Annotated in this window: 12 protein-coding genes and 1 pseudogene; 4 read left to right on the top strand and 9 right to left on the bottom strand. The window is 61.6% G+C overall.

The features are described from left to right. Window positions 1-20 precede the first annotated feature (20 nt). The 4 genes from L6637_RS14865 to L6637_RS14850 all read left to right on the top strand — a co-directional run bounded on the left by L6637_RS14865 (window position 21) and on the right by L6637_RS14850 (window position 4,767). Window positions 21-827 carry an enoyl-CoA hydratase/isomerase family protein gene (locus tag L6637_RS14865; RefSeq protein WP_237866386.1) on the top strand — a complete coding sequence of 269 codons (807 nt, stop codon included), beginning with the start codon at window positions 21-23 and terminating at the stop codon, window positions 825-827. A 75-nt stretch (window positions 828-902) separates the two neighbouring features. Next, window positions 903-2,234 (top strand): MFS transporter, encoded by a 1,332-nt coding sequence (locus tag L6637_RS14860; protein ID WP_237866387.1) that lies wholly within the window; start codon window positions 903-905, stop codon window positions 2,232-2,234. Between the two features lie 63 nt (window positions 2,235-2,297). Then, complete coding sequence (locus L6637_RS14855; protein ID WP_237866388.1) at window positions 2,298-3,995, top strand: GMC family oxidoreductase; 1,698 nt, start codon at window positions 2,298-2,300, stop codon at window positions 3,993-3,995. 217 nt (window positions 3,996-4,212) lie between these two features. Continuing rightward, window positions 4,213-4,767, top strand: a complete 555-nt coding sequence (locus tag L6637_RS14850; protein WP_237871084.1) for a sensor histidine kinase — start codon at window positions 4,213-4,215, stop codon at window positions 4,765-4,767. A gap of 423 nt (window positions 4,768-5,190) precedes the next feature. Here L6637_RS14850 and L6637_RS42405 read toward each other — a convergent pair whose 3' ends face one another. From L6637_RS42405 to L6637_RS14805, 9 genes and pseudogenes are all read right to left on the bottom strand, one after another. Continuing rightward, the gene (locus L6637_RS42405; RefSeq protein ID WP_271607143.1) at window positions 5,191-5,457 is read right to left on the bottom strand and encodes an SDR family oxidoreductase; all 267 of its coding nucleotides are present in this window, start codon (window positions 5,455-5,457) and stop codon (window positions 5,191-5,193) included. Window positions 5,458-5,549: 92 nt separating this feature from the next. Continuing rightward, window positions 5,550-6,497 (bottom strand): non-homologous end-joining DNA ligase, encoded by a 948-nt coding sequence (gene ligD, locus L6637_RS14840; protein ID WP_237871082.1) that lies wholly within the window; start codon window positions 6,495-6,497, stop codon window positions 5,550-5,552. A 12-nt stretch (window positions 6,498-6,509) separates the two neighbouring features. Further along, window positions 6,510-7,073 (bottom strand): MOSC domain-containing protein, encoded by a 564-nt coding sequence (locus tag L6637_RS14835; protein ID WP_237866392.1) that lies wholly within the window; start codon window positions 7,071-7,073, stop codon window positions 6,510-6,512. Continuing rightward, window positions 7,073-7,309 (bottom strand): annotated as a pseudogene (locus L6637_RS14830) (DNA polymerase/3'-5' exonuclease PolX); the annotation flags it as partial. The pseudogene L6637_RS14830 and the gene L6637_RS14835, both read right to left, overlap by 1 nt. Before the next feature lie 391 nt (window positions 7,310-7,700). Beyond that, window positions 7,701-8,414, bottom strand: a complete 714-nt coding sequence (locus L6637_RS14825; RefSeq protein ID WP_237866393.1) for a class II aldolase/adducin family protein — start codon at window positions 8,412-8,414, stop codon at window positions 7,701-7,703. Further along, window positions 8,411-9,820, bottom strand: a complete 1,410-nt coding sequence (locus L6637_RS14820; protein WP_237866394.1) for an FGGY-family carbohydrate kinase — start codon at window positions 9,818-9,820, stop codon at window positions 8,411-8,413. The genes L6637_RS14825 and L6637_RS14820 overlap by 4 nt, the downstream gene beginning before the upstream one ends. 6 nt (window positions 9,821-9,826) lie before the next feature. Next, window positions 9,827-10,834 carry an ABC transporter permease gene (locus L6637_RS14815; protein WP_237866395.1) on the bottom strand — a complete coding sequence of 336 codons (1,008 nt, stop codon included), beginning with the start codon at window positions 10,832-10,834 and terminating at the stop codon, window positions 9,827-9,829. Continuing rightward, entirely contained in the window at window positions 10,831-11,835 is a 1,005-nt protein-coding gene (locus L6637_RS14810; RefSeq protein WP_237866396.1) for an ABC transporter permease, read from the bottom strand. Before L6637_RS14810 ends, L6637_RS14815 begins: the two co-directional genes overlap by 4 nt. Further along, the gene (locus tag L6637_RS14805; RefSeq protein ID WP_237866397.1) at window positions 11,828-13,312 is read right to left on the bottom strand and encodes a sugar ABC transporter ATP-binding protein; all 1,485 of its coding nucleotides are present in this window, start codon (window positions 13,310-13,312) and stop codon (window positions 11,828-11,830) included. Before L6637_RS14805 ends, L6637_RS14810 begins: the two co-directional genes overlap by 8 nt. Between the last annotated feature and the right edge of the window lie 82 nt (window positions 13,313-13,394).

The raw sequence follows: 13,394 nt of genomic DNA, 5'->3' as shown, positions 1-13,394 counted from the left end.
ATCAACAGAAGGAAGCCAAAATGCCGTCATCCTATACGTTCGCCGATCCTCGGCTTGCAAAAGTCGACGGGTTCAAGGTCGAGATCGACGAGGCGCATGAGCGCGCCGACATCATCCTGGGACGTCCGCCCTACAACGTCGTGGCGATGCCGCAGCGCGACCAGCTGCGTCTGACCTTCGAGACGCTGGACGAGGATCCGCGCGTTCGCGTCATCGTGGTGCGCGGCGAGGGCGAGCACTTCTCCAGCGGCGGCAATATCGGCGGCTTCATGGAGGCGAGCCCCGAGCACGTCTCCAAGCTTGCCTGGAACATCGCGGCGCCCGCGCGCTGTGCCAAGCCGGTGATCGTCGCCAACCGCGGCTATTGCTTCGGCGTCGGCTTCGAGCTGTCGCTCGCCTGCGACTTCCGCATTGCCTCGGAGACCACGCAATACGCGCTGCCGGAGCAGAAGCTCGGCCAGATCCCGGGTTCCGGCGGATCGGCCCGCCTGCAGAAGATGGTCGGCATCACCCGCACCAAGGACATCGTGATGCGCTCCAAGCGCATCTCGGCCAAGCAGGCCTATGACTGGGGCATCGCCACCGAATGCGTGCCCGATGCCGAACTGGAGAAGGCGACCGACAAGCTCGTCGACGAGCTCCGCACCTTCTCGCCGCTGGCGCAGCGAACCGCCAAGAAGCTGCTCAACGACACCGAGGATTCCACGCTCGCGATTGCCATCGAGCTCGAAGGCCATTGCTACAGCCGCCTGCGGCAGTCGGACGACTTTAGGGAAGGCGTCGAGGCCTTCAACGCCAAGCGCCCGCCGAAATTCGCCGGCCGCTGACGCACGCACTTGAAACGGCCGCGGTTCGCAATGACGCGAACCGCGGCGCCATTCAAACGGGGGAGGAATAACAAAATGGCTGAGATGGATATGCCGGTCGCGGGTGCAGAGGCATCAGCGGACAACAAACAGATGGTCAACGCGATCATCGCATCGGTGCTCGGATGGGCACTCGATCTGTTCGATCTGTTCATTCTGCTCTACGTGGCGCCGGTCGTCGGCGCGCTGTTCTTCCCGGCCAGCAATGCGGCGCTGTCGCTGGCCGCGGTGTACGGCTCGTTCGCCGTGACGCTTCTGATGCGGCCGATCGGCTCGGCGGTGTTCGGTCACTTCGCCGACGTGCACGGCCGCAAGCAGGCAATGCTGGTCGCCATCATCGGGGTGGGCATCAGCACGGCGGCGTTCGGCCTGTTGCCGACCATTGCTCAGGTCGGTGTGATCGCGCCTGTCATCTTCCTGGCGCTGCGTCTGGTGCAGGGCGTGTTCGTCGGCGGTGTCGTGGCCTCCACCCACACGATCGGCACGGAATCGGTGCCGCCGCAATGGCGCGGTGCGATGTCCGGTCTGGTCGGCGGCGGCGGCGCCGGCATCGGCGCGCTGCTGGCATCGTTCATCTTCCTGATCACGTCTTCGGTCTTCCCCGGCGATGCGTTCGCGGTGTGGGGCTGGCGCTTCATGTTCTTCTCGGGTCTGCTGAGCTCGCTGCTCGGCTGGTTCATCTTCCGGAACCTCGAGGAGTCCCCGTACTTCAAGGAACTCAAGCGCCAGCAGAGCAACAAGCAGGCAAAAGTCTCGAAGGCGCCGGTCAAGGACGTGTTCTCCGGCGAATATCGCGGCGTGCTGCTGATCAATTTGCTGATCACCTTCGGTGGTGGCGCGGGCTATTACCTGACATCGGGCTATCTGCCGAGCTTCCTGAAGGTCATCAACGCGGTCCCGAACCAGACCTCCTCGCTGATCCTGATGGGCGCGAGCGTCTCGGCGTTCTTTTCGGCCGTGCTGGTCGGCGCGCTGAGCGACCGCATCGGGCGCAAGAAGACGTTCCTGATGATCGGCGTCCTCGCAGCCGTGCTCTTGCCGCTGTGCTATCTCAACCTCGCGGCGACCAAGGACACAACGCAGATCACGCTCTATGCCCTCGCCATCGCCTTCATCGGCAATGCCGGCTACGCGCCGGTGCTGATCTTCCTGAACGAGCGTTTTCCGACCGCGCTGCGCGCGAGCGGCACCGGTCTGTCCTGGAACATCGGCTTCGCGCTGGGCGGCATGATGCCGACCTTCGTCTCGCTGGTGAGCGGCAGCCCGGCGGAAATCCCGATGTCGCTGGCCTACTTCGCGGTCGGCGTGTTCGTGATCTACCTGATCGGCGCGATCGTGATCCCAGAGACCAAGGGCAACTTCCGCTGAGCTCTACCGGCGCGGCTGCAACTGCGGCCGCGCCGGTCCATCGAATTGCGCAATGAGACGGGAATGGATGAGCTGCATTTCGACGATGTGATAGTCGGCGGCGGGTCGGCAGGCTGCGTGCTCGCCAATCGGCTTTCTGCGGATGGGAGCCGCCGCGTGCTTCTGATCGAAGCTGGCATGGACACCCCGCCGGACGCGACGCCGCCGGAAATCCTCGACAGCTATCCGATGACGCTGTTCTTCGGCGACAAGTACATCTGGCCGGGTCTGTCGGCGGCAGCCGGCCGCAATGCCGGGGGCAGGCCGGTCGTCCGCGCCTACGAGCAGGCGCGGGTGATGGGCGGCGGCTCAAGCATCAATGTGCAATCGGCCAATCGCGGCCTGCCGCGCGACTATGACGAATGGCGCGATCTCGGCGCGCGGGGCTGGGGGTGGGCGGACGTGCTGCCGTATTTCCTCAAGCTCGAGACCGATCTCGATTTCGACGGGCCGCTGCACGGCAAGCACGGCCCGATCCCGATCCGCCGCATCGCCCGCGAGGAGATGCCCGAGTTCGGCCGCGCCGTGGGCGAGGCGTTATCGGCAACCGGGCTGCCGTTCCGTAAGGATCAGAACGCGGAGTTCGAGAACGGCATCTTTCCGCCGGCGTTCTCCAACAGCAACGATCGGCGCGTCTCCACGGCCGCTGGCTATCTCGATGCAGCGACGCGCTCGCGGCCGAACCTCACCATTTGGGCTGACAGTGTGGTCGAGCAGCTTCAGCTCAACCGCCGCCGCGCGACGGGTGTGGTGGTCTCGCTTAGCGGGCAGAAGCTCACGGTCGGCGCCGGCCGCGTGGTCCTCAGCGCGGGCGCGTTGCAATCGCCGGCGATCCTGATGCGGGCGGGTATCGGTCCGGGTGCGGCGCTTCAGGCGCTCGGCATTCCCACGGTCATCGATCTCCCCGGCGTCGGCAACAATCTGCGCGATCATCCCGCGCTGACCTTCTGTCAATATCTGCCACGCGGCCTTCGGCTCCCGCTGGCCCGGCGGCGTCCTAATTTTGCGGCGATGCGCTACTCGTCGGACAATCCGGGCTGTGACGCCTCGGACATGTACATCACGGCCTCGGCCCGTGGCGGCTGGCACGCGCTGGGCACGCGGCTCGGTCTCTATTTCCTCTGGTGCAACCGGCCGTATTCGAGCGGCTCGCTCACCTTGGCGGCGCCTGATCCCAAAACCTATCCGGTGGCCGATCTCAACCTGCTGTCCGACCCGCGCGATGTCGAGCGCATGATCGCGTCCGTTCGGCTGCTCGCGAAGCTCGTCGTCCATCCCTCGCTCAACCCGGAGGGGGGTGATTTCTTCCCGGCCTCCTATTCCCCGCGGATCAAGCGTTTGAGCCGGTACAGCACGGCCAACCGCATCGTCGCCTCGATCCTCGGCCCGATGCTCGACGTGCCCGCGGGCCTCAGGCAGCTCCTGATCCGGCTCGTGCTGCTCAACGGCACTGCCTTCCAGACGACGCTTGCGGACGAGCGCGCCCTGGAGGCCTTCGTGCGGCAGAGCGTGTTCGGAGTCTGGCACCCCGTAGGCACCTGCCGCATGGGCGATCCGGCTGACCCCATGGTCGTGGTCGATCCCGAGGGCAGAGTGATCGGCAGCGACAATATCTTCGTGGCGGACGCCTCGATCATGCCGCGGCTGCCGACCGCGAATACCAACATCCCCGTGATCATGGCGGCCGAGAAGATCAGCGATGCGCTTTTGCGACAAAGTTAGACTTTGCGATGCGCCGACCGCGGTGCGCGCAAGATCGCCGAGATCGCCCGCCGCGTCACCGAACTTCCGGATCAGCTAGACTGGACATCGACAAATGGCAAACCGGACTATCAATGGGTTGCGGGCCATCGCTGACGGTATTGGCTGACAGTCGGCCAAAGCCAAAGAGGAGACCGCTTCGACCCGAATGTGGAGAAGGCGCAAGTGTTCGTCAGGCGTGTCGTCACCGACGCGCGAAAGGGCGGCTGAAATCGTCGACCGGATCCGCGCTATGGCAACTCGCGGTACGGTCAGGCAATCGGAGTTCGAGCTCGCCGACATCGTCAAAGAGTCCATGGCCTTCCTGCAGCACGAGTTCGATGTGCAGGATGTGAACGTATCGTTGGACCTGGACAACGGTCTTCCAATGGTTGCCGGCGATCGCACTCAGCTGCAGCAAGTGCTGGTGAATCTTTTGACGAACGCTTTGCAGGAGCTTACGAGCAGCGGAATAATTCAGAAGAGGATTGGCATTCGTATCGAGTTAGTCGACGACAAAGTGGTAAGCTGCATTATTGAAGATAGCGGACCGGGTATCGACCCGGAGCACTTGCCACATCTGTTCGACAGCTTTTTCACGACCAAGGAGTCCGGCATGGGCCTTGATCTGCCTATCGCCCAGTCGATCATTGAGTCACTTGGCGGACGGATCTGGGCCGACAATCAATCGACGCTGGGCGGTGCCAGGTTTGCTTTCGAGCTGCCGATCAGTTTGCCGGAAACAAACCACTGATGCGACGCTCGTCGCAGGTCTCCGTACCGTAGGAGATATCGCTGTTCTGGTGGGCATCAAAAGATCAGCAGCTCGCGCGTACCGGCGCTCTCCAGAACGAAAGACTAGGCGATTTCCACCTCGATCCATGTAGGGATCGAGCGATCGCTGATGGTATCAACTTAAGACCTTCGCAGCCACAATACAGCGGCTCGATCCCAGCCGATCACTCGATTGACCTCGATAGTTGCTGAAGAAGCGACTTCGCCGAGAAAGTTTCCTGGGAATTCGAGACCCAAATAATTGCGGCGGGTATAGTCGGGATCTCTTCGGTCGAGGTCTCGGCGACTTGCTTGGTGAGTTCCAAGACGAAGCCGACCAATACTCCGTTTTGCCTGAGCGCTACCGTAGGGAGACGAGGTCGTGCTCCCCCAAGGCTCCAGGCTAGCCCGCGAGAAATCCGCCGTCGACGGTAACGACAGTGCCGGTCGCATATCGCGACGCCGGCATGCAGAGGAACGCAACCGCGCCCGCGATATCCTCCGGCTGTCCCCAGCGTTTGAAGGCGGTGCGGTCAGCGATGCGCTGATAATGCGCGAGATCAGTCCGGCCGGCGGCGTTGATCGCCGTTTCGATATAGCCGGGCACAACCGCGTTGACGCGGATGTCTTCCAAGACCCATTTCAGGGCCAGAGCCTTGGTCAGAATCACGGCCGCCGGGCGGCGGCGGTTGCCGTCGCTACCGCCGTGGCCTTCGGCATCCGAGCGCGAAACCGTCTGAATTCCGGGTCGTCGGCTCGGAGTTATTTCCGCGACCAACTCTTTTCGCGAACGACTTCCTTGGCTTTTTTGTCGGACCGCAGGCCTAGATAGACCGGCTGACGCAGCTCGCCCTTGCTGGTCCACTCCGCAAATCTCACTTCTGCAACCAGCGAAGGGCGTACCCAAGTCGTGACCCGCTCATCCTTTACCTTGGCAGGAAAGGGCGACCTCGCCGTCTTAAGGCTCATGAGCTTTCCGTGGAGCTCTTCGAGAACCTGGTGACTGAAGCCGGTGCCGACGTGGCCGATGTACCGCCATCCATCATCTTCGCGCACTGCCAGGACGAGCGCGCCGAAAAAGGGCCGGGTTCGCCTAGGCGCCGTGAAGCCGGCGATCACGACCTCCTGCCGCTGGGCGGTCTTCACCTTCAGCCAGTCAGCGGTCCGGCGTCCGGACGCGTACGGGCTGTCGGCGCGCTTGGCCATGATGCCTTCGAGATGCCTTCGCTCGGCTTCCGCGAAGAACTTCGTTCCCTTGCCTTTGCGGTGGTTGCTGAACGCGATCAGCTTGTGGCGCGGCAGGATGGTCTTGAGCCGCTTCTTGCGCTGCAAGAGCGGCAGTGCGCGCAGATCCTCGTCGTCCGCGAACATGAGATCGAACGCGCAGTACAAGAGCTTGGCCTCATGGCGCAGGGCGTTCTGAAGCAACTGGAAATGGGATGCGCCGTCTTTGCCGATCGCTACGAGCTCGCCATCGATCACAGCGTCCGCCTTCACGCCCTCCAGCGCTTTCGCGACCTCGACATACGAGTGGCTGATGATTTTACCGTTGCGGCTGTAGAGCGCGACCCGACCACCCCGGATCTCCGCAACCATGCGGAAACCATCGAATTTGTCCTCGAAGACCCAGTTGGAATCGTCGAACGGTGCATCCGTCAGCGTGGCCAGCATGGGCCGCAGGCGAAGAGGCAGGGTCGATTTTCGGGCCATGGCAGGGGCTCCCTATAGCGCCGGCAAAGGCCGAAACGAGAAGGATGGAAGGCGAACCCGCGCGCTGTCGCCGGCCACGACCGTCCCGCCGGCCCGGACCACGCCCAGCACCCCGGACTTGAACGGAGGGCCCGTTTCCGCCGACGAGAGCACCTGCCGCTTGAGACCGGCTCGAAAGCGGTCGATCAGGACGCAGGGCGTCCGGAGGCCCGTCAGCTCGACGACCGCGGACGGCCCGAGCTCGATTAGGGTCCCGAGCGGCATTCGTTCGAGCCCCAATCCGGCGGTGGTGACGTTCTCGCCGAGGTCGCCAGCGCCAACCTCGAAGCCAGCTTCGAGGAGAGACGGGAAGAGTTCGGATGGGATAAGATGGACCTGCCGGAGATTGGGCAGACGGGGCCGGCGGCGTGCCAAATAGCGGTGCCGGACGAACGGGCCGGCGTGAGCGTCGCCTTCGACGCCGTGGCCTTCCACCAGGATTATGCGCTCCCGAGTTGGTTTGCTGAAGTGATGGCCGCGATCGGCGGCGACCGCCACGACCCTGCCCTCGAGCGCCAGATCGTGCCCCTGCGACATCAGGCGGCGCGGGCGAGCGGGCGCCGCTTCTGGCGAAGGTAGCGCGTGATCTCCGGGAGCGTCATCGCATTCAGCACCCGGTCGGCAGGGACGCCGCCCTTGCGGGCTATCTGGACGCCCCAGTGCATGTGGTCGAGTTCGGAGATCGAGTGGGCGTCCGGATTGATGCTCAGCATGCAACCGAAGTCGAGGGCTGCCTGGTGCCAGCGCCAGTCCAGGTCGAGCCGCCATGAGTAGATTTGAGCGCCGAGATAGGCGTAAACTCCTGTAAAGCGCCGCCTGCAACTCGTTGTGAATGCTACAAGAGCAGCTGACCGCGCGATCGAGTTTTACTTGAATGTATAACTTGGAAAGCAGCAAGGCGGCCACGGATGGACGCAAGGCTGATGAGCTTTTGGTCGCGAATGGCGATCTGTGCGCGGGCTACTACTAAATCGAAACGCTGGTAATGATAGTCGTTTGTCCATTGGGTTGGATAGGTCGAGATTTCTACGAAGGCGATTTTCGTTCACGTCTTCTGTCCAGGAACTGCGACAGTTGGTCTAACCCGCACATCCAGCCACGTCTTTCGTTCTGCGTGGGCTGCTTCTAAGTGAACTCGGTCACGGCTGTCCATCAAATCCACGGTCAATGTGCTGCCCCCTGTGACCCAGGTAAGGCACGTGGAACATCGCCGACATCGTCAAGGTCAGGCGCCTGGCCGTATCCCATGCGTTTCATCTGCTCGTGTACCTGCGCCATGTCAGCGTCGCTGAGGCGCGGCGGCTCACCGATCGCCAACGCATGGACATACATCTTCGCTAGCGTCTCCACCTCCACGGCGAGCCAAAGGGCCTTTTCAAAAGTCTGGGCCGTCACGATCAAGCCGTGATGGCCAAGCAGACAAGCGTTGCGATCTTCGAGTGCCTTGAGGACGTAGTTTGATAGTGCCTGCGTGCCGAAACAAGCATAGGGCGCACAACGGACATCGTTGCCGCCCGCAACTGCGACCATATAGTGAAAACAGGGAATACTACGCTCGTGAACGGCGAGAGTTGTGCTGAAGGTAGAATGCGTATGGAGCACGACGTTGACGTCCTCGCGTGCTCGCAGAATATCGCGGTGAAAGCGCCATTCGGATGAAGGCCGATGGTTGCCTCGGTAGTTCGCGGCAAAATCCATCGCAACAATGTCCTCTGGCTGCATTCGATCATAGGGCAGACTCGTAGGCGTGATCAGCATGCCGTTTGGAATCCGGTGCGAAAGATTGCCGGATGTGCCCTGATTGAGGCCGTTTCGATTCATCTGCCTGCAGGTATCGACAATGCCTTGGCGAAGATCGGCATGATTGTGGTCTGTCATAAGGCGGGCTCCGAGAAAGCGATCCAGGACTGGTAGGCAGCGGAAAGGTCGCGCAGTTCGAACCCATCGTTGCCGAGTGATGTGACGGCTTCAAGTGCCACACTTGAAACCGGAAGCGTACGCGAGAATCGCCGCCACAGCAGCGCAGCGCCAAGCGCCGTTCCGTCCGGAGATTGACTGACCCAGACGCTCTGCGAGGGTCGCAGGCTCGCAAGACAGCGCGCGAAGGGCAAGTTTGCGGCGAAGCCACCATCGATGATGATGCGTTTTGAGCTCTCAAGCGCATCAAGGCAGCGGTTTGCGCTGAACGCTGCATAGAGCACGGCCAATGCCTGCATTTCGGCAGGCGTTTCGGGGGGCGGCCCGATCACCCGACCGCGGCGAGCGGCGCCCGGAAATAGTCCATCATCGTCGACGAACGAGGGGAGCGCCAGGGTCCGCCTCGATAGCAGGGTGGGCAATGCGGCGAGGACGGCTGCATCAGTCGCACAATTCCGCCCGCGGATCAGGTCGTATTCGCGGCCGGTCGCGATCAATGTCGAAGGTGCATTCTCACCATCGACATCGATATTGAGAACCATCGCGCGCGCACAATTGAGTTTGTCCAGGGGGAGGCCGCGCTGAAAGCCAATCATCCAGGTGCCGGTCGATAGGATCGAGGCATCGGCCATGCCGGCGGCCTTGTAGCGAAACAGGTTGGCGTTTGAATCGTGTACGCCGCAGAGGATTTCGGTCGAACGCGCCAGGCCGGTACGCCGGGCTACGGACTCCGAAACCGTCCCTAGCACTGCACCGGCTGGTACGCGGTCGGGCAGTAGATGGCTCCAGCCGCGGTGACACATGAGAGAAGAGGGCCGATGATGGATGAGGTCCCAGATGTGGCTCTGAGCCGCGAGTTGCGAAATTTCGCTGGCCGCACGTCCGCCAAGCCGCAAGGCAAAAAACTGAGCGGTCGTCAGATAGGTTTTTGCGCGGGCGAACTCGACGGGATATGCGTGTTCCTGCCACAGCAGCTGCTTTCCGAGCCGCATCGCGCCTGCAATTCCACAGAATGCCTCATCGTAGCCGGGCGCGATCTGGGCATAGGCTTCATCGATTGCCGGCGGAGGGATGGCATCATAGTCCATCATCGGCAGAACCGGCTCTTCACCATCGACAAGAACAGCGCCACACCCATGCGCGGTCGTGATCACCGCGCCGATGGTATGGCGTTGCGTCACCACGGCCAAGGTGTCGAGGAACCACTCTTCCAGGCCAGCAAGGTCATATGCAAGGTATGGTCCTGCCGTGTTCGGCACATTCGGGATCGAATGCGTCTCGAGCGGCCAGCCATCCTCGCTCGCCACCAGCAATTTGAGATTGGTCTTGCCAATATCGAGAACCGCGATAAGTGGCGAGCGTATCATCGCTGGCTACCGTGGCGCTTTGCCGGCGAAATGAGGAACCGCCGCGACGGCAATCAAGATTCCACCCCAGATCGCCAGCGTGAGGAATTGGCTGAGGTTCAGAAGGTTGAATGCCGAGGAGATCACCTGAAGGATGATCAGCGCAAGCAATAGCCCGCCGACTTTGCCGAAGCCGCCAAACGGATCGATGCCGCCGAGGACGGCCGCGAGAATGGTGACCAGCAAGTAGCTTTCGCCGTAGGCCGCGTTGGCCGAATTGAAGCGGGCCAGCATGACTACCGCTGCCACACCGGCGAGCAGACTCGAGAGAACATAGAGCTTGAGCAGGACGGCGCGGGTATCGACGCCGGAGTAGCGGGTTGCCTTCTCGTTAGAGCCGATCATGTAAACCCTCGCTCCGAAGGGCGTTGCATTTAGCATGAGCGCGACGGGCAAGGCGCAGAGCGCTAGCACGATCAGCGCAAAAGGTACCCCGAAAACCGTTCCATTGCCGATGAAAACAATGGGCTCAGGAAATCCGGAGATGACGTTGCCGCGTGTCAGGCCGATCGCAAGCCCCTTGCAGAGTGTCATGGTGCCGAGGGTTGCCAGGATCGGCGAAACGCCGAGGTAGGCGATGACAAATCCGTTGACAAGGCCGACCAACGCGGCGACGGCAAATCCTGCCGCGATTGCCAGCACCTGAATGCCGACCCAGGCAAGGCCCTGACTCCCCGGGATGTAATGCGTCAGCAGGAAAGCGATGGTCAGTCCGGACAGATTGGCGGTCGCGATGATGGAAAGATTGAGTCCGCCGGATAGCAGCGCCAGCATCATCGCAAGTGAAAGGATGCCGAGCTCTGGCATCTGGAAGGCCATAGATTGTAGCGTGTTGACCGAGAAGAAACGGTCGCCGATCGTGATCGCGAACACCACCCAGAGCGCGAACAACAGCAGGGTGAGGGTGGCGACCGTGCCGCTACCGGCGAAGCCGACCATACGCCGGCGAAGTGAGAGCCCGGGCGCGTTGCTCATTGGCGCGCGCTCCGGGTTCGCCGCTCTCGCTGCGACCAGGCAGTCGCCGACACCGAAATGAGAATTACTAAACCGACGAAGAACGGCGACCAGTAGGACGAGACACCCAGCAGAACAATTCCATTTTGGAGCACCGCGAGCAGCGTCAGGCCCAAAAACGTGCCGAAAACCGTGCCGACGCCGCCCATCAAGCTGGCGCCGCCGAGCACGACGGCCGCGACCACGTCCAGTTCCTTGCCGACCAGCACTGTCGGGGCAACGGACTGGGCGAGTTGTGCCTGGATCAGCGAAGCGATTCCCGCCATGACGCCCATGTAGCAATAGACCAGTATGTTGAGGCCGAAAACGTGGAAGCCAAGTCGCTGCGCGGCATCTGCATTGCCTCCCATGGCATAGATTTGCCGGCCGATATTGGTTCGGTTAAGCAGGAGCCAAGTGACGAGAAATGCCAGCGCGAGTGCGAGGATCTGCAGGTTGACACCGTATGAGCTATCCTTGCCCCATTCGAATTCGAACCAGAATATTCCGGTCGCAAACCAGTCGGGTAACGAATAGATGTATTTGCCGCCGGTGAAGAAGATCAGAAGCCCATAGAAAATGTTCAGCGTTGCGACCGAAACAATGATCGATGGTATCCGAAGCTTCTGGATGAAGATCGCGTTGAGGGCGCCCAGCGCACCGCCAATCCCAATCGCGATGGCGAAGACGCTGATCCAGTTCGCTCCGTAAGCATTGGCAAGCGAGAGTGTAACATATTGTGCGACCGACGCCGTCGCGGTGAATGAGATGTCGATTCCCCCAGCGATCAGCACGACCAGTAGTCCGAGCGCCAAAATGCCGACGAAGGCGTAGGAGGTCAGCAGATCAAACAGATTCTGCATGGTCAGGAATTGCGCATTCGCGAAGCCCAGGCTGGCGCAGAGTCCGAGGATAACCATCAACAGCCAGAACTCATGGCTGCGACGAAACCTGTCGAATGATGCAACGCGCACTTCAGGCATTGACGGCCTGCCGCAGTGCATCTTCGGAAGTGGCTGCAGCAGCCACGTCGGTTGTCAAGCGCCCTTCGCGCATCACCAGCACGCGATGACTGTGATAAAGGACCTCGGGAATTTCGTCTGATATCATCAGCACCGCGACCCCGTCGCGGGCCAACCGTCGGATGATTTCATAAATTCCGTCTTTGGCGCTGATGTCGACGCCTACCGTGGGACTATCGAGAATAAGTACCCGCGGGCCGGTCGCCATCCATTTGGCGAGCACGACCCGCTGCTGATTGCCCCCGGAAAGGGTCTTCACCGCGTTGGCCGGGTTGGAGACCTTGATCCCGAGTTCAGCAACCCAGCGTGCTACATGGCTCTGTCGCGCGCGTGCGGCAATCAGCCCCAATGCGCCAACCAGATGTTCCAGCACCGTGAGCGTGATGTTTGCGGTGACGGACTGATTTAGGATGAGACCAAGCGTAAGCCTGTCTTCGGATACATAGGCGATCCCTCGATGGATCGCCTCTGCGTTCGTTCGGAGCTCGATCGGTTGCCCGTCAAGCAAAATGGTGCCGCGATCGGGCGGCTTCATGCCGAACAGCGATAACGCGAGTTCGGTTCGACCCGAGCCGAGCAGACCGGTGAGACCGACCACTTCCCCTGCGCGCAACTGCAAGCTTACGTCCTCATACTCACCCTGGCGGCCCAGGTCCTTTACTTCCAGCACGACCGGACCAGCGGCAAGCTCAGGCGCCTGTACCTGATACTCAAAGGACTTGCCGGTCATCAGGTGGCTAAGTTTGCGCCCGTCAATTGTGTCTGCAGCAAAAGTACCAACTTTGGCGCCATCCCGCAGAACCGTTACGCGCTCTGCGATTTCAAGTACCTCGTCGAGGCGGTGGCTGACGAAGACGACGCAGATGCCAGCGCGCTTCAGCTCGCTCACGAGCGCGATCAGGGCGTTCACCTCGTGGCGGGTCAACGATGCCGTCGGCTCATCCATGATCAGGAGTTTGGCATCCGCTGCCAAGGCCCGGCAGATCGCCACGAGCTGGCGTCCGGCAATGCTGAGTTCTGAGACTTTCGCGTCTGGGTCAAACTCGACGCCCACCCTTGCCATGGTGGCCTTCGCGGTGGCGCGCATTGAAGCCCAGTTCACCGAATGAAGGCCGCCAAGATGGTGCGCCATCGCGATATTCTCAGCGACGGTGAGGTTGGGGAATAGCGATAGGTCCTGGTAGATGACCTGAATGCCGCATTGCGTGGAGTAGACCGGGTTCAGTCTGGGATATTCCTTGCCGGAAATTGTGATCCGGCCGCCGGGCTCCGCTGCTTCTACGCCCGAGATGATCTTGATCAGGGTGGACTTGCCGGAGCCGTTTTCACCGACCAGGCAATGCACCTCGCCGACTTCCAGAGTGAGATCGACGTCGCGGAGCGCGTGCACGCCACCGAAGCGCTTCGATATGCCAGACATCTCCAGGAAAGTCGTCAAAGTTTCGCCTGCAATGGATCTCGCGATCGCTCTGGTGATACTGCATTCCCGACCGGAACAGCCGGGAATGCAGTGCCTTGAG

The organism is Bradyrhizobium zhengyangense, from assembly GCF_022012435.1.
GTDB classification, from domain to species: Bacteria; Pseudomonadota; Alphaproteobacteria; order Rhizobiales; family Xanthobacteraceae; genus Bradyrhizobium; species Bradyrhizobium zhengyangense.
Note: the sequence above shows the minus strand (reverse complement) of the source record. Positions and strands in the feature narration are given on the sequence as shown.

Bases quoted from the DNA above. Each gene is read 5' to 3' on its own strand.
- L6637_RS14865 (WP_237866386.1), top strand. From the start codon at position 21: ATGCCGTCATCCTATACGTTCGCCGATCCTCGGCTTGCAAAAGTCGAC.
- L6637_RS14860 (WP_237866387.1), top strand. From the start codon at position 903: ATGGCTGAGATGGATATGCCGGTCGCGGGTGCAGAGGCATCAGCGGAC.
- L6637_RS14855 (WP_237866388.1), top strand. From the start codon at position 2,298: ATGGATGAGCTGCATTTCGACGATGTGATAGTCGGCGGCGGGTCGGCA.
- ligD (WP_237871082.1), bottom strand. From the start codon at position 6,497: ATGGCCCGAAAATCGACCCTGCCTCTTCGCCTGCGGCCCATGCTGGCC.
- L6637_RS14835 (WP_237866392.1), bottom strand. From the start codon at position 7,073: ATGTCGCAGGGGCACGATCTGGCGCTCGAGGGCAGGGTCGTGGCGGTC.
- L6637_RS14825 (WP_237866393.1), bottom strand. From the start codon at position 8,414: ATGACAGACCACAATCATGCCGATCTTCGCCAAGGCATTGTCGATACC.
- L6637_RS14820 (WP_237866394.1), bottom strand. From the start codon at position 9,820: ATGATACGCTCGCCACTTATCGCGGTTCTCGATATTGGCAAGACCAAT.
- L6637_RS14815 (WP_237866395.1), bottom strand. From the start codon at position 10,834: ATGAGCAACGCGCCCGGGCTCTCACTTCGCCGGCGTATGGTCGGCTTC.
- L6637_RS14810 (WP_237866396.1), bottom strand. From the start codon at position 11,835: ATGCCTGAAGTGCGCGTTGCATCATTCGACAGGTTTCGTCGCAGCCAT.